Source organism: Streptomyces sp. NPDC057249 (assembly GCF_042669245.1).
Lineage (GTDB): Bacteria > Actinomycetota > Actinomycetes > Streptomycetales > Streptomycetaceae > Streptomyces.
In genome coordinates, this window is sequence record NZ_JBHUXS010000027.1 from 1 (window position 1) to 18,147 (window position 18,147).

The 18,147-nt window shown below is 69.4% G+C and carries 14 protein-coding genes; 11 read left to right on the plus strand and 3 right to left on the minus strand.

From position 1 onward, the window contains the following. Nucleotides 1–147 precede the first annotated feature (147 nt). The gene (gene snpA / locus ACFUJY_RS32610) at nt 148–783 is read right to left on the minus strand and encodes a snapalysin (protein ID WP_383306443.1); all 636 of its coding nucleotides are present in this window, start codon (nt 781–783) and stop codon (nt 148–150) included. A gap of 278 nt (nt 784–1,061) precedes the next feature. Here snpA and ACFUJY_RS32615 point away from each other — a divergent pair, with 278 nt between their 5' ends. The 5 genes from ACFUJY_RS32615 (at nt 1,062) to ACFUJY_RS32635 (ending at nt 5,178) form a co-directional block, all read left to right on the plus strand. Next, the gene (locus tag ACFUJY_RS32615; RefSeq protein ID WP_383306345.1) at nt 1,062–2,006 is read left to right on the plus strand and encodes a LysR family transcriptional regulator; all 945 of its coding nucleotides are present in this window, start codon (nt 1,062–1,064) and stop codon (nt 2,004–2,006) included. A 191-nt stretch (nt 2,007–2,197) separates the two neighbouring features. Continuing rightward, on the plus strand, nt 2,198–3,184 hold the full coding sequence (locus tag ACFUJY_RS32620) for an NAD-dependent epimerase/dehydratase family protein (RefSeq protein ID WP_383306445.1): 987 nt from the start codon (nt 2,198–2,200) through the stop codon (nt 3,182–3,184). Between the two features lie 81 nt (nt 3,185–3,265). Continuing rightward, nucleotides 3,266–3,622 carry a DUF952 domain-containing protein gene (locus ACFUJY_RS32625; RefSeq protein WP_383306347.1) on the plus strand — a complete coding sequence of 119 codons (357 nt, stop codon included), beginning with the start codon at nt 3,266–3,268 and terminating at the stop codon, nt 3,620–3,622. Next, nucleotides 3,619–4,548, plus strand: coding sequence for an SDR family oxidoreductase (locus ACFUJY_RS32630; RefSeq protein ID WP_383306349.1), 930 nt, complete (start codon nt 3,619–3,621; stop codon nt 4,546–4,548). Before ACFUJY_RS32625 ends, ACFUJY_RS32630 begins: the two co-directional genes overlap by 4 nt. A 6-nt stretch (nt 4,549–4,554) precedes the next feature. Then, complete coding sequence (locus tag ACFUJY_RS32635) at nt 4,555–5,178, plus strand: nucleotidyltransferase domain-containing protein (protein ID WP_383306351.1); 624 nt, start codon at nt 4,555–4,557, stop codon at nt 5,176–5,178. Between the two features lie 56 nt (nt 5,179–5,234). Here the strand turns inward: ACFUJY_RS32635 and ACFUJY_RS32640 are convergent, their stop codons facing one another. Then, entirely contained in the window at nt 5,235–5,846 is a 612-nt protein-coding gene (locus ACFUJY_RS32640) for a TetR/AcrR family transcriptional regulator (protein ID WP_383306353.1), read from the minus strand. 101 nt (nt 5,847–5,947) lie between these two features. Between ACFUJY_RS32640 and ACFUJY_RS32645 the strand changes: the two genes are divergently transcribed. Continuing rightward, nucleotides 5,948–7,405: an MFS transporter gene (locus tag ACFUJY_RS32645; protein ID WP_383306355.1), complete on the plus strand. Its 1,458-nt coding sequence runs from the start codon at nt 5,948–5,950 to the stop codon at nt 7,403–7,405. 24 nt (nt 7,406–7,429) lie between these two features. On the opposite strand, the gene ACFUJY_RS32650 is transcribed toward ACFUJY_RS32645, so the two are convergent. Continuing rightward, the gene (locus ACFUJY_RS32650; protein WP_383306357.1) at nt 7,430–8,440 is read right to left on the minus strand and encodes a LuxR family transcriptional regulator; all 1,011 of its coding nucleotides are present in this window, start codon (nt 8,438–8,440) and stop codon (nt 7,430–7,432) included. 147 nt (nt 8,441–8,587) lie between these two features. On the opposite strand from ACFUJY_RS32650, the gene ACFUJY_RS32655 reads away from it, so the two are divergent. The 5 genes from ACFUJY_RS32655 to ACFUJY_RS32675 all read left to right on the plus strand — a co-directional run bounded on the left by ACFUJY_RS32655 (nt 8,588) and on the right by ACFUJY_RS32675 (nt 18,026). Further along, nucleotides 8,588–11,449, plus strand: a complete 2,862-nt coding sequence (locus ACFUJY_RS32655; protein WP_383306359.1) for a M4 family metallopeptidase — start codon at nt 8,588–8,590, stop codon at nt 11,447–11,449. A gap of 281 nt (nt 11,450–11,730) precedes the next feature. Continuing rightward, a complete protein-coding gene (locus tag ACFUJY_RS32660; protein ID WP_383306361.1) occupies nt 11,731–13,311 on the plus strand; it encodes a type I restriction-modification system subunit M in 1,581 nt (526 codons plus the stop codon). After that, nucleotides 13,298–13,684 (plus strand): hypothetical protein, encoded by a 387-nt coding sequence (locus ACFUJY_RS32665; RefSeq protein WP_383306363.1) that lies wholly within the window; start codon nt 13,298–13,300, stop codon nt 13,682–13,684. The genes ACFUJY_RS32660 and ACFUJY_RS32665 overlap by 14 nt, the downstream gene beginning before the upstream one ends. After that, nucleotides 13,681–14,919 carry a restriction endonuclease subunit S gene (locus tag ACFUJY_RS32670; RefSeq protein ID WP_383306365.1) on the plus strand — a complete coding sequence of 413 codons (1,239 nt, stop codon included), beginning with the start codon at nt 13,681–13,683 and terminating at the stop codon, nt 14,917–14,919. Before ACFUJY_RS32665 ends, ACFUJY_RS32670 begins: the two co-directional genes overlap by 4 nt. Then, complete coding sequence (locus ACFUJY_RS32675) at nt 14,916–18,026, plus strand: type I restriction endonuclease subunit R (protein ID WP_383306367.1); 3,111 nt, start codon at nt 14,916–14,918, stop codon at nt 18,024–18,026. The genes ACFUJY_RS32670 and ACFUJY_RS32675 overlap by 4 nt, the downstream gene beginning before the upstream one ends. The last annotated feature ends 121 nt before the right edge of the window (nt 18,027–18,147 follow it).

Sequence of the window (18,147 nt, forward strand, 5' to 3'; positions counted from 1 at the left end):
GGGCCGCGCCCCGGGGCCGGGCCCCCACGGCGGCCGAACTGCGGACCGTGGCCCGTACCCAATCCGCCACCCCCGGCGGCCGGCCGCCGGCTGGGCGGCGGGCCGCCTCGTCCTGCGCGGCGGCCCGCCGGTGCGAGCGGGGTCCGGTCAGGAACCGGCCTTGGTCAGCGTGGCCGCGAAGCCGTACTGCCACAGGTAGTTGACCCGGCTGCGCTCATTGGCGTTCGGGTACGGGTTGGTGCAGGACGTGCCGGGGCCGCCGCCCGACATCAGCTCGCTGCACGGCCCCGAGTAGTGGTCCGGCAGACCGAGGACGTGCCCGGTCTCGTGGGCGGTGACCCGGGTCGAGTTGTACTGCCGGTTCTGCGCGTAGTCCAGGAAGATGTAGCCGTTGCCGTGACCGTCGGTGCTCGCGTACGAGCCCCGGGAGTCGTTGCCCTCGTAGTACGCGAAGTCGGGGTTCGAGCCCTCCTGGAGCCGGACGTTGGAGACCGAGCTGTTCCAGATCGAGGCGCTGTTCGCTATCTGGGTGCGGAAGCTGGGCGCGTTGGCGGCGCTGTAGACGATGGTGACGGACTGGGCGCCGGGGTTGGCGGCCCGCTTCTCGGCCACCGACTTCGCGACCGCCTCGAAGAACGCCTTGTTGGCGGCGGCGTCCTCGTGCGAGGCGGACTTGGCCGAGTACGCCACGTGCGCGGCCGTGGCCGCCGCCTCCGGAGCGGCGATCGCCGGTCCCGCGCCCAGCGCGGCGACGGTGAGGCCGAGTCCGAGCACGGCCGACATGACGGTCCTGGGGTGTCTCATGTGGGGGGTCTCCTACCAGTTACCTGTCAGAGGAACCCGTCCGATGATCGGACTCGGACGGGGGCGGTACGCAGAGAGTGTCGGGGAAGCGGAGCCCGCGCGGATGATGTCAGCCGGTGATAACGCGGCCCTATCACCGACGAGCGGCCATCGCGTGCACACCCGCGGTCCGCATGCCCAACGCTCGGTGAATCGCCCGTCTTTGACAGGGTTACGGCCCATGGTGCGGCCCGGCGGACCGCCCTAACCTCGGCACTATGGAGCTTGAGGTGAGACACCTCAGGGCGCTGTGCGCCATCGCCGACACCGGCAGCCTGCACCGGGCGGCCCGCACCCTGGGCGTGAGCCAGCCCGCACTCACCACCCAGCTGCGCCGGATCGAGAACGCGCTCGGCGCCGAACTCTTCAGCCGCGAACGCACCGGCTGCCGCCCCACCCTCCTCGGCCGCGCCGTCCTCAGCCGCGCCCGCCCCCTGGTCGACGGCATGAGCGCCCTGGTCAGCGACGCGAAGGCGGAAGCCGCGGCCGTCGAAGGGCCCCGGCTGCGCATCGGCTGCACCGCCAGCCGGGTCATCGGAGGCTGGCTGCGCCGGCTCCGGCTGAGGCTGCCCGGGACCGACATCTCGCTCCGGGTCGACGTCTCCGCCCGCGCCCTGCTCCGCGCGGTCGAGGCGGGCCGGCTCGACGTGGCCTTCGTGCACGAGGTGGAGGGGTACCCGCTCGCCGTCCCGGACGGGCTGGACCAGCGGGTCCTCGTGGACCGCGAACCGCAGTTCGTCTCCATGTCCCGCGACCACCCGGCCGCCGCGCTGCCCGTGGTCGACCTGGCGGACCTGGCAGCCGACCGGTGGATGGTCGACCCCACGGTGGACGGCGAATGGGACGGTCTGCGCCGGATGTTCGCCCAGGCCGGACTGGCCCCCGTCGTGCTGCACGGCGACTACCTCACCGCCGCCTCTCTCGTGGTCCTCGGCGAGGCGGTGGCCCCCTGCCAGCCGACCTCGGGCCCCCGCGACGACATGGCGATCCGCCCGCTGCGCGACGACCCGCTCGCGGTCCGGCTGCTCCTGGTCTCCCGGCCCGGCGCGGACATGACCGCGGTCTACGCGGAACTGGAGGCCGCCTACCGGGACGCGGCGCGACGGGTGGCCGGATACCACCAGTGGCTGCTGCGCCACCGCAGCCCGCTGGCCCGCTCCTGACACCCGGGGCGGCCGGGTGCGGTGGGAGCGGCCGGGGCAGCGGTGCCGCTGGACGCGGCCGGAACGGGGCCGGATCGCGGCCGAACCGACGGCCCGGCCGGGGAGTTCCCGACTCCGGGTGATTCAGCCGAGAGCGTGGGCCGTTCCGGACCGGGCCGCGAGAGGGCAGAGTCGGGGACATGAGGCTTCTGATGCTGGGCGGTACGCAGTTCGTCGGCCGGGCCGTGACCGAGGCGGCCCTCGCGCGCGGCTGGCAGGTCACGGTCTTCCACCGGGGCCACCACGCGCCGCCGCCGGGGACCGCCGAGATCATCGGTGACCGCACCGCCGGAGACGGCCTGGCCGGGCTCGCCGCCGCCGACGGCCCCGCCTGGGACCTGGTGGTCGACACCTGGAGCGGCGCGCCTTCCGCCGTGCGCGACGCGGCCCGCCTGCTGTCCACCCGCGCCGCCCGCTACACGTACGTCTCCAGCCGTTCCGTCTACGCCTACCCGGCCCCGGCGGGACTCGCCGAGGACGGCCCCGTGGTGGCGGGCGCCTCGCCGGACGCCGGTGACGACCAGCCGTACGCCCAGGCCAAGCGCGGCGGCGAACTGGCCGCCCAGGACGCCTTCGGCGACCGCGCCCTCCTCGCCCGGGCGGGCCTGATCCTCGGCCCCTGGGAGAACATCGGCCGGCTGCCCTGGTGGCTGAACCGGATCGCCCGCGGCGGCCCGGTCCTGGCCCCCGGCACCCCGGACACGGACATCCAGTACATCGACGCGCGCGACCTCGCCGCATGGGTGCTCGACGCGGCGGAGCGCGGGCTGCACGGCCCGTACAACCTGGTCAGCCGGCCGGGGCACACCACCATGGGCGGGCTGCTCGACGCCTGTGTGCGCGCCACCGGTTCGGACGCCGAACTGCGCTGGACCCCGGCGGAGAAGATCCTCGCGGCGGGCGTGGAGCCGTGGACCGAACTCCCGGTGTGGCTGCCGCCGGGGGAGGTGTACGACACGCTCCACCAGGGCGACGTCGGGCGCGCCCTCGCGACGGGGCTGCGCTGCCGCCCGGTCGAGGAGACGGTCGCGGACACCTGGGCGTGGCTGCGCGAGATCGGCGGTGAGGCGCCCCAGCGCCCCGACCGCCCCGCCAAGGGGCTCGACCCGGAGACCGAGGCGAAGCTGCTGGCCGGCTGAGGAGCGGGCCGCCGCGCCGACGTGGCGAGGGGTTATCCACAGGGCCGGGCGCAGCGCCCGTCGCGGAGTTAGCCTCGGCCCATGGCCGAACTGCTGCACCTCACCGAAGGACCGCTCTGGGAGGCGGCGCGCGGGATCGGGACGTACGAGATGTCCACCCGCGGCCGCACCCTGCACGAAGAGGGCTTCATCCACTGCTCGCTGCCCCACCAGCTCCCCGGGGTGGCCGAGATGCTGTACGGCGCCGAGAGCCGGGCCGGAGCCGCCGACCAGGAGCTGGTGGTCCTCGTCATCGACCCCGCCCGGCTCACCGCACCCCTGCGGTACGAGGCGGCCGCGCCCGGCGGCGAGGAGTTCCCGCACATCTACGGACCGCTTCCCGTCGACGCGGTCGTCGAGGTGCGCCCCTGGCCGGCCGAGGAGGGCACCCCCGCATGAGCCCCGCGACCGGCCCCGCCCCCGATGCCGTCACCAGCGGACCGCCCACTGCCGTGACCGGGGCGAGCGGTGCGCTCGGCGGCCGCGTCGCCGCCCGGCTGGCCCGGGCCGGCGTCCCCGTCCGGCTGCTCGGCCGCGACCCGTCCCGGCTGCCCGCCCTCCCCGGCGCCGACCTCGCACCGCCCGCCTCCTACGGCGACGGTGAGGCCATGCGGCGCGCCCTGGCCGGGGCGCACACCCTGTTCCTCGTCTCGGCGCACGAGAGCCCCGACCGGGTCCGCGAGCACACGACGGCGGTGGACGCGGCGGTCGCGGCCGGCGTCGAGCGCATCGTCTACGTCTCCTTCCTGGGCGCCGCCCCCGACGCCACCTTCACCTTCGCCCGGGACCACTGGAACACCGAGGCGCACATCCGGACCGCAGACGTCCGGTACACCTTCCTGCGCGACAGCTGGTATCTCGCCGGGCTCCCCGCCATGACCGGCGCCGACGGCGTGCTGCGCGGCCCCGCGGGGGACGGCCGGGTCGCCGCCGTCGCCCACGAGGACATCGCCGACGCGGCGACCGCCGTGCTCCTCGCGGACACCGACGCGACCGGCCCCTCGCACGACGGCCGCGCCTACGACCTGACCGGCCCCGAGGCGTTCACCCTCGCCGAGGCGGCCGAGGAGCTGAGCCGGGTCACCGGACGGACCGTCACCTACGTCCCGGAGACGCGCGAGGAGGCGTACGCCTCACGGGCGGGCTACGGGGCCCCGGACTGGGAGGTGGCCGGCTGGGTCACCTCGTACGAGGCCATCGCGGCCGGGGAGATGGCCACCGTCTCGGACGCCGTGCCGACGCTGACCGGCCGCCCCGCCATGGACCTGGCCGGCTATCTGCGCGAACACCCCGCCAGTTACCGCCACCTTCTGCGACAGGACTGATCCGCCGTGCGTACGGAGACTCCGTGGGGCCCCTGGGACCCGCTGCCGCTCGCCGAGGCGGTCCGGCTGCTCGCCCCGCTGCGCTCCCCGTGGTGGATCGCCGGAGGCTACGCGGTCGAGCTCGCCGTGGGCCGCGCGTACCGGGAGCACGGTGACATCGACGTGCTCCTGCTGCGCCGGGACCAGGCGGAGGTGCAGCGGGTCCTGTCGGGCTGGGAGTGGTGGGCCGCCGATCCGCCCGGCACGCTTCGGCCCTGGCGCCCCGGCGAGACACTGCCCGCCGGCGTCCACGACATCTGGTGCCGGCCGGGCGCGGACGAGCCGTGGCGGCTCCAGTTCATGCTGGACGGCACGGACGGCGGCGACTGGGTGTTCCGCCGGGACGCCCGGGTCCGCCTCCCGCTGGAGCGGCTGGGCCGGGTCTCCCCGGAAGGCGTCCCGTACCTCGCGCCCGAGGTCCAGCTCCTGTACAAGTCCAAGTCCCGCAGGCCCAAGGACGAGCGGGACTTCGACGAGGCGCTGCCCGTCCTGGACGACCACGCGCGCGCCTGGCTGGCCGAGACGATCACGCTGGCCCAGGGCGCGGACCACCCGTGGGCGGCCAGGCTGCGGGCGGCACTCGCGGGGTAGGCCGGGGCGGCGGGCCGGGGGCCCCGAGCCCGGCTCCTTTACAGGGGCCCCCGCCCTCACCTCACGTACGCCCCCGCCTTCGCCGCCAGGACCGCCGCGTCGGCGGCCCGGTCGGCGGCGGCCTCGTCCAGCGGGTCGCCGCTGGCCAGCAGGCGGTAGTAGAGCGGCGCGGAGACGGCGCGTACGACCTCGTCCGGGTCGGTGCCGGAGGGCAGTTCGCCGCGTTCGACGGCCTCGGTGACACAGCCGGCCCACTCCGCGACCCGGACCGTGTAGAAGCGGTGCAGCGCCCGGGCCGTGCGCGGATCGCAGGTGGCCGCCGCGATCACCGACCGGAACAGCGCGCCCTGACGCGGATCGGTGAGCGTCTTCAGCACCAGCCGGGCGTTCGCCCTGAGGTCGTCCGCCAGCGAGCCGGTCCGCGCGCGCGGCGACGACTGCTCGGCCATGTCGTCCAGCAGGTCCGCGATGAGACCGGTGGGCGAGGACCAGCGCCGGTAGACGGTCGTCTTGCCGACCTCCGCGCGGCGGGCCACATCGGCGAGGTCGAGGCGGTCGAAGCCGTGCTCGGCCAGCGCGTCGCCCGCCGCCTGCAGGACGGCTTCCCGCACGCGTGCGGTCCGCCCGCCGGGCCGCACGGTGCCGGGTTCCACACCCTCGGATGCCATAACGGGTCTCCAGTTCCATTAGGAAGCATTCCTCTGCTACGGTCACCCCCATCTTAACGGAACCACGGAACCGTTTAGCTTCCGTCCGAGGAGGGACGACCATGTCCGCGTCCAGTCGCACCCCGTCACGCCCCGCCCCCGCCGCACCGCCCGCCCCTGCAATGCCGCCCGCCCGCATGACCGGGCGGCAGAAGCTCGTCCTGACACTGCTCCTCGGCGCCCAGTTCATGATCGCGGTGGACTTCTCGATCCTCAACGTCGCGCTGCCGGTCGTCGGGGCCGGTCTCGGCTTCGCGCTCCAGGACCTCCAGTGGATTGCCACCGCGTTCGCCCTCGCCGCCGCCGGGTTCACGCTGCTGTTCGGCCGCGTCGCCGACCTCGTCGGCCGTAAGCGCCTGTTCCTCGCGGGCATGGCGGTCCTGGGCCTGTCCTCGCTGCTGGGCGGTCTCGCCACGTCGCCGGAGGTCCTGCTCACCGCCCGCGTCCTCCAGGGCCTCGCCACCGCCGCCGTCACGCCCGCCGGGCTCGCCCTGCTGACCACCGCGTTCAAGGAGGGCCCGCTGCGCGAACGCGCCCTGGGCCTCAACGGCGCCCTGATGTCCGCCGGGTTCACCGCGGGCGCGATTCTCGGCGGCCTCCTCACCGATCTGCTCTCCTGGCGGTGGGCCTTCCTGGTCAACGTCCCCGTCGCCGCCCTCGTGGTCGCCCTGGCCCCGGCCGTCATCGCCGACTCGCGCCCGGCCGAACGGCCCCGGCTCGACGTCCCCGGCGCCGCGGCCGTCACCGGCGGACTGCTGCTCCTCGTCTACGGGCTGACCCAGGCCGGGGCGACCGGCTGGACCACCCCCGCCACCCTCGTGGCACTCCTCGCCGGACTCGCGCTGCTGGTCGCCTTCCGGTCCGTGGAGAAGCGGGCGGCCGCGCCGCTCGTCCCCGTACACATCCTCAAGCGCCGCAGCGTCGTCTGGGGCAACGTCACCGGGCTCATCGCCTTCGTCACCGAGACGTCCCTGGTCTTCCTGCTGACGCTCTACCTCCAGGAGGTCCTGGGCTACACCCCCTTCGCGACCGGTCTCGCCTTCGGCGTGCTGGGCGTCGGCACCGTGATCGGCGGCATGCTCGGCGGCCGGGCGGTGGGCCGGTACGGCAACCGGAGGACCATCGTCGCGGGGGGCGCCGTCCAGGCCCTCGCCACGCTCTCACTGGTGGCGCTCGGCACCTCGGGCGGCTGGATCTGGCTGCTGCTGGCCGCCACCTTCGCTGGGGGTGTCGGCAACATGCTGATGATCGTCGGTTTCATGGTCACCGCGACCTCGGGCCTCCCCGACGAGGAACAGGGCCTCGCCACCGGCCTCGCCACGATGACCCAGCAGGTCGGCATCACCCTCGGCATCCCGGTCATGAGCGCCGTCGCCACCGCCCGGATGACCGCCCTCGGCGACACCGGCCCGGCCGGCGTCCTCTCCGGGGTCTCCGTCGCCGTTCTGGTCAACTCGGCGCTGGTCCTGGCCGGAGCCGTGCTCGCGGGCATCTTCCTCAAGGAGCGCCGGGGCAGGTGAAGCGGCGCGGGAAGCCCCCGCCGCTCACAGCGTCAGCCAGCCGCGCGAAGCCGCCTGCACGCCGGCCTGGAAGCGGGTCTCCGCCTTCAGCGCCTGCATCAGGCGGCTGATGCGTCGGCGGACGGTGTGGACGTGCACCTCCAGGCGGCGGGCTATCGCCTCGTCCTTCAGGCCGGAGGAGAGCATCGTCAGCAGTTCCCGGTCCTCGTCCGTGACCTGGGCGTTGTCCACCGACCCGATCGGTACGGCCCGCTCCCACACCGCCTCGAACAGCGGCACCAGGGCGTTGCTCAGCAGCGCGTCGCTGACCACCAGGGCGGTGGCGGTGGGGTCGGCCGCGTCGGTCGGCGGCAGCAGGGTCATCCGGCGGTCAACGGTGATCAGCTTCGTCGGCAGGTCCATGCCGAGCCTGATCCGCACCCCCTGCGCGGACAGCTCGTTCAGCCCGCGGGCCCGCCCCTGGAAGCTCAGCCCCTCCCGGTCGACCACGGCCCGCACCCGCACCCCGCGCCGGACCGGCTCGCCCATGTCGATCGGCTCGGGCATCCCGTCCGGCTCGCTCGCGGCGTACGGGGGCCGGTCCAGGAGGGCCACCTCCTCGGTCGCGGACACCACCAGCGAGGTGACCCGTTCGGCGATCGCCTTACGCCCCCGCAGCGTCTCGATCCCGAGGGTGCGCGGGGCGTGCGAGGCGGACATGAGCTGCGCGGCGATCCGGTCCACCGAGCCGGTCAGCTCCTCCAACTCCGCCTCGCGCCGCAGAAGTTCCGCCTGGTGCAGATGGATGAGGTTGCGCAGCGCGGTGGCCGGCGCGTCCGGGACGGGCAGTCCGGAGCCCCGGGCGGGGCGGGTGAAGCCGCGCTCGCCGAGGCGGTCCAGCGCGTTGCGGAGCTGCCGGGGCGAGAGGCCGACGCTCCGGGCGAGCGCTGCCCGGGTGCCGTCCCCGGGAGTGTTCAACAGTGTCTCGTACACGCGGAGTTCGTCCGCACCGAGCCCGAGGGCCTGCCACTGCTCGTCCAGATCAGCCCATTTCACGAGCCGATTTTCGCCGTTCCGTGTAGGCCACACAAGTGTGCACGTACAGAAGTCTGCAGGTGGAACGCATTGTTCACTCCCCGCCACGGGTCTTCCATGTCCGCATCCGATAACCGTTCACGCATTCGTGGCAACCGGAGGAGTACCGTGCGGACTTCAGTACGCAGAAGCGCAGTTGGACCACAGGGGCGCCGCACCGGCGTCGTCGTCGGACAGGGCATAGCCGCGCTGCTGGCCACGGCGGGCCTGATGGCCACCGCCGTGCCGGCAGCACACGCCGACACGGCGACAGCCTCCGCCGCCTCCGGCACCACGCCCGGCAGCGGGACCGACACCCCCGCGCTCGTGACCGGTCTGCACGAGGAGGTCGCCGCCACCGGAAGCGCGGCCGACGCGGCCCGGGGCCATCTCAAGGCCAAGAAGGGCCGCTACCACATCGCGGACACCTCGGCGAAGAACCTGACCGCCGTCGGGACCACCACCGGGAAGGGCGGCAAGGAGACGGTCCGCCTCCAGCAGAAGTACAAGGGCGTCCAGGTCCTCGGTGGCCAGTACATCGTCCGGATGACCAAGAAGGACGGCAAGCGCGCCGTCACCGGCACCTCCGGGAACTACTTCACCGAGCTGAAGCTGGACACGGTCACCCCGAAGGTCTCCGAGAAGACCGCCGTCGAGCGCGCGGTCGGCGCGGTCTCCGCGCAGTTCGGCGGCGGCATCCTGCGCGTACCGGCCAAGGGCGAGAAGGCGGCGGCTGCCGAGTTCACCGGCAAGGCCGGCGACGTCACCATCCTTCCGCAGGGCACCGGTGTGCTGACCCGGCACATCACCGTCACCGGCACCGACCCGGCCGACGGTTCGCCGGTCCGGCAGGAGGTGTACATCGACGCGCACTCCGGCTTCCCGGTCATGCAGTACAGCGGCATCCAGACGTTCGGCGCGACGGGCACCGCCACCGGCGCCGCGAACGGTGCGGCGGCCCCCGCCGGGACCTCCACCGACGCGGCCGACCAGCTCGTGGTCAAGGGCAGTGGTGTCCGCTACAACGGCGAGACCGTCGACATCAATCTGTACAAGGACGTCAAGGGCGTCTACCAGATGATCGACTACAGCAAGCGGGCCGCCGACTCCCCGTACCAGGGCCCCATGATCGCCACCTACGACGCACGCGGTCGCGAGGCGTCCGGCGCCTCGGGTGTCTGGCCGGCCGGCATCCAGACCTTCCGTCCCGAGAGCCCGGAGCTCGGTGAGGACTACACCGACTCCGGTGCGGTCGACGCGCACTGGGCGGCCGGCAAGGTGTACGACTACTACAAGAACCACTTCGACCGGAACAGCCTCGACGGCAAGGACGGTTACATCTACTCCCTGGTGGGCGTCGTCAACGGCGGGCAGCCGTACAACAACGCCTTCTGGGACGGCAGCAAGATGGTGTACGGCCAGGGCGGCGGCGACTACCGCACCTTCTCGGCCGACACCGACGTGGTGGGCCACGAGATGACACACGGCGTCGTCACGCACACCGCGAACCTGGTCTACGCGGGCCAGTCCGGCGCGATGAACGAGGCCATCGCCGACTACTTCGGCAACGCCATCGACCTGGAGGCCAACCACGTCTCCATGGACGACCCGGACGCCGGCCTCCTCGGCGAGGACCTGTGCACCGATGCGGGGCCGCGCGAGTGCGCCCTGCGCGACCTCAACGACGGCGCCACCACCTCGAAGAACTTTATCGGCGTCACCTACCGCGGCGACAACGGCGGGGTCCACCTCAACTCCACCATCTTCTCGGGCGCCCTCTGGGACATGCGCCAGGACCTGGACCCCGAGTTCGCCGACCAGATCGTCTACCGCGCCCTGTCCGCGTACATCACGCCGCTCGACGGCTTCACCGAGGGCCGCGCCGCGGTCGTCGCCGCCGCACAGGAGCTCGGCGCCACCAAGGCCCAGCTGAAGATCGTGAAGCGCTCCTTCGACGCGCACGGCATCGTGCCCGGCTGGGAGAAGGCCCTGGGCGTCGACACCGACACCCTGATCGCCAAGGACAACATCTACAGCACGGGCTTCGGTGCCGGCGGCGGCAAGTACGCCGTCTCCCGCTCGAACGAGGACGGCAGCGAGCCGTACTCGGTGTGGGTCGGCAACACCAGCGGCAAGGGCCGACCGCAACTGGTCAGCCCGAACAACGGCAGCTTCAACGTCTACGCGGACACCGACGGCACGAACGTCGCGTGGGCGGAGTACGCGTCGACCGGCGTGTACTTCCACGTCCGCCCCGTCAAGGGCGGCATGGACAAGGTCGTCGGCGCGGTCGGAGCCAACGTCAGTGCGCTCGCCTTCGACGGCGACCTGCTCGTCTACACGTACATGAACCCGCAGAGCGGCTACACGCAGAGCCGCTACATCGACATCAAGACGGGCGAGACCAAGGAGCTGTACAACAACCCGGTCGGCGTCACGACGCTCGCCTCGGTGCACGACGGCAAGATCGCCTACGCCAAGATGTGGCCCGCGAGCGACGGCACCGCCATGCTCGGCGTGGAGGTCCTGGACACCGCCACCGGCAAGAAGACGCTCATGCCCATCGACGCGGCCGAGCTGTACGGCGTCGGCCAGACGGCCGTGACCGACGACGGCGTCTACTGGGTCGAGGACAACGACCCCACCGACACCGGCCAGGCCGCGGTGCGCCGGGCGGACTTCGACGGTACGAACCCGATCACCGTCACTCCCGAGTCCGGCGCCGGCGCGCTCTACGCCTACTCGGTGACCGCCTCGGACGACGCGGTCAACATCACCGAGCTGCCCCCGGCCACCGACTGGACGAACGACACGCTGCCGAAGATCTACCAGGCGGCCCCCGACGGCAAGGGCGGCGCCCAGCGCGTCTCCTGCAACCGCGGTGACCAGGTCTACGCGGCCGCCGACGAGGGCACGCGCGTCCTCTGGCTCGACGGCACGACCGGCTACACCAACCTGGTCAAGCGCGACCGCCCGGCCGGCAAGTGCTGACCTGACCCCGTAATACCCGTGCGGCCGGGCTCCTTCGGGGCCCGGCCGTTCCCGTCCCGCCGGGGGCCGGGCGGGCCTTGCGGTGGCCCGGTCCGAGCCCCATGGCCCGCGCTCTTCACCGGCCACCTGCGGCACCGGTTCGGCTGCTGGGCATCGATGCAGCCGGTGCCGCTCCGGAGCGGTGGAACGACCGCCGCTGTGGCTGGGCAGCCGCCGGTAGCCTGGCTGCACACTTCGAAGTAACGTGATCGCGCCGTGGCGCGGAGGAGAACAACTGCAACATGGCACCGACGACCAAAGAAGGCCAGCGGGCAGAGCTGCACAAGACGATCTGGCGCATCGCGAACGACCTGCGCGGCAGCGTCGACGGCTGGGACTTCAAGAGCTATGTGCTGGGTTTGCTCTTCTACCGCTTCATCTCCGAGAACCTGACGGCGTACATCAACCGCGGTGAGTTCGAGGCCGGAGACGAGTCGTTCGACTACAGGGTGCTGTCCGACGCGCAGGCCGAATTCGCTCGGGACGAGGTGGTGGCAGAGAAGGGCTTCTTCATTCTGCCGTCGGAACTGTTCGCCAATGTCCGCGAGCGCGCTGCGGAGGACGAGAACCTCAACGAGACGCTCGCTCGGGTCTTCAAGAACATCGAGGGCTCGGCGCTGGGAACCGACAGCGAGGACGACCTGAAGGGGCTGTTCGACGATCTTGACGTCAACAGCAACAAGCTCGGAGGGACGGTCGGCAAGCGCAACCAGAAGCTCGTGAAGCTGCTTGCCGCCATCGGCGATCTGCCGCTGGGGCGGTTCGAGGACAACTCGATCGACCTGTTCGGCGATGCCTACGAATACCTGATGCAGATGTACGCGGCCAACGCGGGCAAGTCCGGTGGCGAGTACTACACGCCGCAGGAGGTCTCGGAACTGCTGGCGCGCATCACGGTCGTCGGCAAGAAACAGGTCAACAAGGTCTACGACCCGGCGGTCGGGTCGGGCTCGCTGCTGCTGAAGTTCGACAAGGTGCTCGGCAAGAACAATATCCGTCAGGGTTTCTACGGTCAGGAGATCAACCTGACCACGTACAACCTCGCCCGGATCAACATGTTCCTGCACGACGTGAACTACTCGGACTTCAACCTCGCGCACGGTGACACTCTCATCGACCCGGCACACGGGGACGACGAACCGTTCGAGGCGATCGTCTCCAACCCGCCGTATTCGATCAGGTGGGAAGGTGACGCGAACCCGCTGCTGATCAACGATGAGCGGTTCGCTCCGGCCGGCGTGCTGGCGCCGAAGTCGAAGGCCGATCTGGCCTTCACGATGCATATGCTCAGCTGGCTCGCCGTCGACGGTACGGCCGCGATCGTCGAATTCCCCGGCGTGCTGTACCGCGGGGGTGCGGAGCGGAAGATCCGCAAGTACCTGATCGACAACAACTACGTCGACGCGGTCATCCAGCTGCCCGTCGACCTGTTCTTCGGCACCACGATCGCCACGTGCATCCTCGTGCTGAAGAAGTCGAAGAAGTCGAACGATGTGCTGTTCGTCGACGCCTCGGCCGAGTTCAGGCGTGTCGGCAACAAGAACAAGCTTCTCGAGGAGCACCGGGCCAGGATTCTGGAGGCATTCACCACACGCGAGCCGGAGGATCACTTCGCCACGCTGGTCGGCAACGAGGACATCGCGGCGAACGACTACAACTTCGCCGTGTCCTCCTACGTGGAGTCGGAGGACACGCGCGAGGAGGTCGACATCACCGAATTGAACGCCGAGATCGCCGGCATCGTGGCACGGCAGGAGGAACTGCGCAGGTCGATCGACGCGATCGTTTCCGAGCTGGAAGCAGGGGGAAATGCGCCGGTCTGAACTCCTCTCCGACGCACCGGCCGTGGTGGCCATGCAAGTGGGTAGCTTTCTCGGCGGGCACGCACTGAAGTGGGGCAAGCACAAGAGGATCAGAACGAGGAAGGTCCTCCGCAATTTTCACTGCCGCGCCTGCGACGCTCAGCGAACCTTCGTCTCCGGCGACGAGCTGTCTTGTCCGGGTCTCGGCGACAACCAGATCAGCATCGACGCCACACTGCAATGTGTCGAGTGCCGGGCATCCGTGGAGATCTGGTTCCTCATAGGCAGCAGCGGTGACATTTCAGGTGCCGCAAATGAATACCCATGGGCGACCGAAGAGCTGGGCTGGCACGTCGAGAACATCAGCGAGATCACAGGAGGGGGCATCGCGTGAGTCGGATCAGCGGAATGCTTCAGGAATTTTCCTCCGTCTGCGTCGAGTACCGTGCACTCGGCCACATCGGCGAATTCATTCGAGGGCAAGGGCTGCAGAAGGCAGATCTGCGCGATGAGGGCGTCCCCGCGGTGCATTACGGGCAGCTCCATACCTCCTACGGCGTGTGGGCCACCGAGACCAAGTCTTTCACCGATCGCAGCATCGCGGCCAAGCTCCGCCACGCGAAACCCGGCGACCTCCTGATCGCGACGACCAGCGAGGACGACGACGCCGTCGGCAAGGCGACTGCGTGGCTCGGCGATTCCGATGTCGTGCTGAGCGGAGACGCGTACATCTTCCGGCACGGACTTGATCCGAAGTACGTGTCGTACTTCTTCCAGTCGGCGTCCTTCCAGAAGCAGAAGCGGCGTTTCATCTCCGGGACCAAGGTCCGGCGAATCTCCGGCGATTCGCTGTCGAAGATCCTGATCCCCACCCCGCCGATCGACGTGCAGCGGGAGATCGCGAGGGTGCTGGACCAGTTCTCCCGGCTGGAGACCGAACTGGCGGCTGAGCTGAAGGCGGAGCTGAAGGCGCGGCGCCACCAGTACGAACACTACAGAGCACGGATGCTTGCTGAAGCGGCTCACGCCGGCGAAAAGGTTGCGCTCGGCGAGATCGGTCGGATCGTCACCGGGCGGACGCCGAAGTCGTCCGATGCGGCGGCATGGGGTACCGAGGTCGACTTCATCACCCCGAGTGATATCGCCAACGGGATGAAGATGGTCTCGGCGCCGGGCCGCAGACTGTCCGCCGCCGGCGTTGCCTCGATGGCGAAGGCCGTGGTGCCCGAACAATCGCTTCTGGTCACGTGCATCGGCGCGGACATGGGCAAGACCGTCATCAATGAACATGAATGTGTAACAAATCAGCAGATCAACTCGATCATTCCGACGCGCGACATCGTCGTGGACTACTTTTATCACCTCCTTACGTCGATGCGCGACGGGCTTCGCACCCAGGGCGAGCGCAGCGGTGGAACCATGCCTCTGATCAACAAGACCGACTTTTCGAAGATCGAGGTGCCAGTGCCGTCGGTCGCCGTGCAAGAGGCGGTGGCCTCGAAGCTGAACGACTTGAGTGCGCTCATCAATGAGGTCGGCATCGGCCTGTCCGGTGAATTGAAAGCGCGTCGCAAGCAGTACGAGCACTACCGCGATCTGCTCTTGACGCCCAAGGAGGCTGTGGCATGAGGGAAGCGCAGGCGCGCACGTACGAACCGATTGCGGTCTCCGCCGAGAGTACGGTTGTCGCGGAATACCTCCCCGCTGTCTCCGCGGAAACGGCGTACCAATCAGAGGCGGCACTCGAGCGGGAGATGATCCGTCTGCTGGAGGCGCAGGCGTATGAGTACCTCCCGATCGCATCGGAGGCGCAACTGGTCGCGAACCTGCGGGTTCAGCTCGAGGCGCTGAACCATGTGTCGTTCTCGGACTCCGAGTGGGATTCGTTCTTCTCCACCAAGATCGCCGGCCAGAACGAGGGCATCGTGGAGAAGACGGTGCGCGTCCAGGAAGACCACGTCCAGATCCTGAAGCGTGACGATGGTTCGACGAAGAACATCACCCTCATCGACAAGAAGAACGTCCACAACAATCGTCTCCAGGTCATCAACCAGTACGAGGTCGACCGGGGCGAGGGCGGTGCGAGATTCTCGAACCGGTACGACGTGACGGTGCTGGTCAACGGTCTGCCGATGGTGCACATCGAGCTCAAGCGCCGTGGGGTGGACATCCGTGAGGCGTTCAACCAGATAGACCGGTACCAGCGCGACAGCTTCTGGGCGGGCTCCGGGTTGTTCGAGTATGTGCAGCTGTTCGTGATCAGCAACGGCACGCTGACGAAGTACTACTCCAACAGCACCCGCTCGAAGCGTTTGAAGGAGAACCAGAAGGCTGCCGGTGCGGGCAAGGGCAAGAAGTCGAGCAACTCCTTCGAGTTCACGTCGTGGTGGGCGGACGCGCGGAACAAGCCGATCGCGGAGCTGACCGCGTTCGTCAAGACGTTCTTCGCGAAGCACTCGTTGCTGAACGTACTGACGAAGTACTGCGTGCTGACGGCCGACCACGACCTGCTGGTGATGCGGCCGTACCAGATCGTGGCGACGGAGCGGATTCTGCGGAAGATCGAGAGCTCGACGAACCTCGGCACGCTTGGCACCCCCGACGCGGGCGGGTACGTCTGGCACACGACCGGTTCGGGCAAGACGCTGACGTCGTTCAAGGCCGCGCAGTTGGCGTCGAAGCTGCCCGATGTCGCCAAGGTGTTGTTCGTCGTCGACCGCAAGGACCTCGACTATCAGACGATGCGGGAGTACGACCGCTTCGAGAAGGGCGCCGCCAATTCGAACGCGTCCACGGCGATCTTGAAGCGGCAGCTGGAGGATCCGAACGCGAGCATCATCATCACGACGATCCAGAAGCTGTCGACGTTCATCAAGGCGAACCGCGGTCACGAAGTGTTCTCGGGCCATTCCGTGATCATCTTCGACGAGTGCCACCGGTCGCAGTTCGGTGACATGCACACCGGCATCACGCGGGCCTTCAAGCGGTACAACCTGTTCGGTTTCACCGGCACCCCGATCTTTCCGCCCAATGCGTCGAGCGGCGGGAACCCGCTGCTGAAGACCACTGAGCAGGCCTTCGGTGAAAGGCTGCACACGTACACGATCATAGACGCGATCACGGACAAGAACGTCCTGCCGTTCCGCATCGACTACATCAACACGATCAAGGTCGGTAACCCTGACGACAAGCAGGTCTCGGCGATCGACCGGGAGCGCGCCCTGCTGGACACGCGCCGGCTCGGCGAGATCACGGCGTACATCCTGAAGCACTTCGATCAGAAGACGAAGCGGCAGACGAGCTACGAGCACGCGGTCGTCACCAATGTCGCGGAGTCGTCCCGGACGAGGCGTCAGGCTGAGGCGGTCAGGGAGAAGAAGCGGGTCCGTGGCTTCAACGCCCTGCTCGCCACCGCCTCGATCGAGGCAGCGCAGCGCTATTACCTGCATTTCAAGCTGCAGCAGGAGCAGCTCGCCCCCGAGCGGCGGCTGAAGGTGGGCATCATCTTCTCCTACGGTGCGAACGAGGCCACCGAGGACGGGCTCCTGGACGACGAGGCATTCGACACCGACGCGCTGGGCGGAGACGCACGTACATTCCTGGAAGACGCGATCCGGGACTACAACGCGATGTTCGGCACCAGCTATGACACCAGTGCCGACAAGTTCCAGAACTACTACAAGGACCTGTCGCAGCGGATGAAGAACCGCGAGATCGACTTGGTCATCGTGGTGAACATGTTCCTCACCGGCTTCGACGCGACCACGCTCAACACGCTGTTCGTCGACAAGAACCTGCGGATGCACGGCTTGATACAGGCCTACTCGCGCACCAACCGGATACTCAACTCCGTCAAGCGTCACGGGAACATCGTCGTCTTCCGCGACCTCGAAGAGCAGACCAACGCGGCGCTCGAACTGTTCGGGAACAAGGATGCCAAGGGCATCGTCGTCGTGCCGTCCTACGGCGAGTACTACGAGGAGTACGCCGAGAAGGTGACGGAGCTGCTGCAGACTTTCCCGCTCGGCACTCCTGTCATCGGGGAGCGGGCGCAGAAGGCCTTCATCGACCTCTTCGGTTCCGTACTGCGGCTGCACAACGTCCTGACCGAGTTCGACGACTTCGCCGGACATGACCTGCTGACGGAGCGCCGGCACCAGGACTACCGCAGCATCTACCTCAACCTGTACGCCGAGTTCCGTGCGGATGCCGCCGGGGAGAAGGAACGCATCAACGAGGACGTCGTCTTCGAGATCGAGCTGGTCAAGCAGGTCGAGATCAACGTCGACTACATCCTGATGCTCGTCGAGAGGATGCGCGCGGAGCGGGGGGACGGTGGCGACCAGGAGACCCGTGCCCAGATCTCGCGTGCGGTCGCCGCCAGTCCGAGCCTGCGGAGCAAGCGCGACCTCGTCGAGGACTTCGTGAACTCGCTGTCCGTGGACGGGGCCGCGGATGAACAGTGGCAGGCGTACGTGGATGCGAAGCGGGATGCTGAGCTGGCGGCGATCATCGAGGAGCACAGGCTCAAGCCCGAGCAGACACGGGCGTTCGTCGAAGTCGCGTTCCGCGACGGGCAGCTCCGTACGTCCGGCACGGAGATCACGAAGATCCTGCCTCCCGCGTCTCGTTTCAGTCGCGAGGCCGGCCACGGTGACCAGAAGAAGCGCGTGATCGAAACACTGACCCGGTTCTTCGAGCGGTTCTTCGGGCTGGGTGCCGGCGGGAGCGACTAGCGGGACGCCGGGCTCCGGGTGGCGGTTCGTCGCGCGCGGGAAGAAGACCGCACCCGGTCCGTGAGGGACGCCGTTCTCGGCGGCCTGCGGACCGGGTGCGGACAGCTGGGCGAGCTGACCA

Excerpts from the sequence above, each read along its gene's own strand:
- ACFUJY_RS32640 (WP_383306353.1), bottom strand. The coding sequence starts at position 5,846 with ATGGCATCCGAGGGTGTGGAACCCGGCACCGTGCGGCCCGGCGGGCGG.
- ACFUJY_RS32620 (WP_383306445.1), top strand. The coding sequence starts at position 2,198 with ATGCTGGGCGGTACGCAGTTCGTCGGCCGGGCCGTGACCGAGGCGGCC.
- ACFUJY_RS32665 (WP_383306363.1), top strand. The coding sequence starts at position 13,298 with ATGCGCCGGTCTGAACTCCTCTCCGACGCACCGGCCGTGGTGGCCATG.
- ACFUJY_RS32675 (WP_383306367.1), top strand. The coding sequence starts at position 14,916 with ATGAGGGAAGCGCAGGCGCGCACGTACGAACCGATTGCGGTCTCCGCC.
- ACFUJY_RS32630 (WP_383306349.1), top strand. The coding sequence starts at position 3,619 with ATGAGCCCCGCGACCGGCCCCGCCCCCGATGCCGTCACCAGCGGACCG.
- ACFUJY_RS32625 (WP_383306347.1), top strand. The coding sequence starts at position 3,266 with ATGGCCGAACTGCTGCACCTCACCGAAGGACCGCTCTGGGAGGCGGCG.
- snpA (WP_383306443.1), bottom strand. The coding sequence starts at position 783 with ATGTCGGCCGTGCTCGGACTCGGCCTCACCGTCGCCGCGCTGGGCGCG.
- ACFUJY_RS32645 (WP_383306355.1), top strand. The coding sequence starts at position 5,948 with ATGTCCGCGTCCAGTCGCACCCCGTCACGCCCCGCCCCCGCCGCACCG.
- ACFUJY_RS32615 (WP_383306345.1), top strand. The coding sequence starts at position 1,062 with ATGGAGCTTGAGGTGAGACACCTCAGGGCGCTGTGCGCCATCGCCGAC.
- ACFUJY_RS32660 (WP_383306361.1), top strand. The coding sequence starts at position 11,731 with ATGGCACCGACGACCAAAGAAGGCCAGCGGGCAGAGCTGCACAAGACG.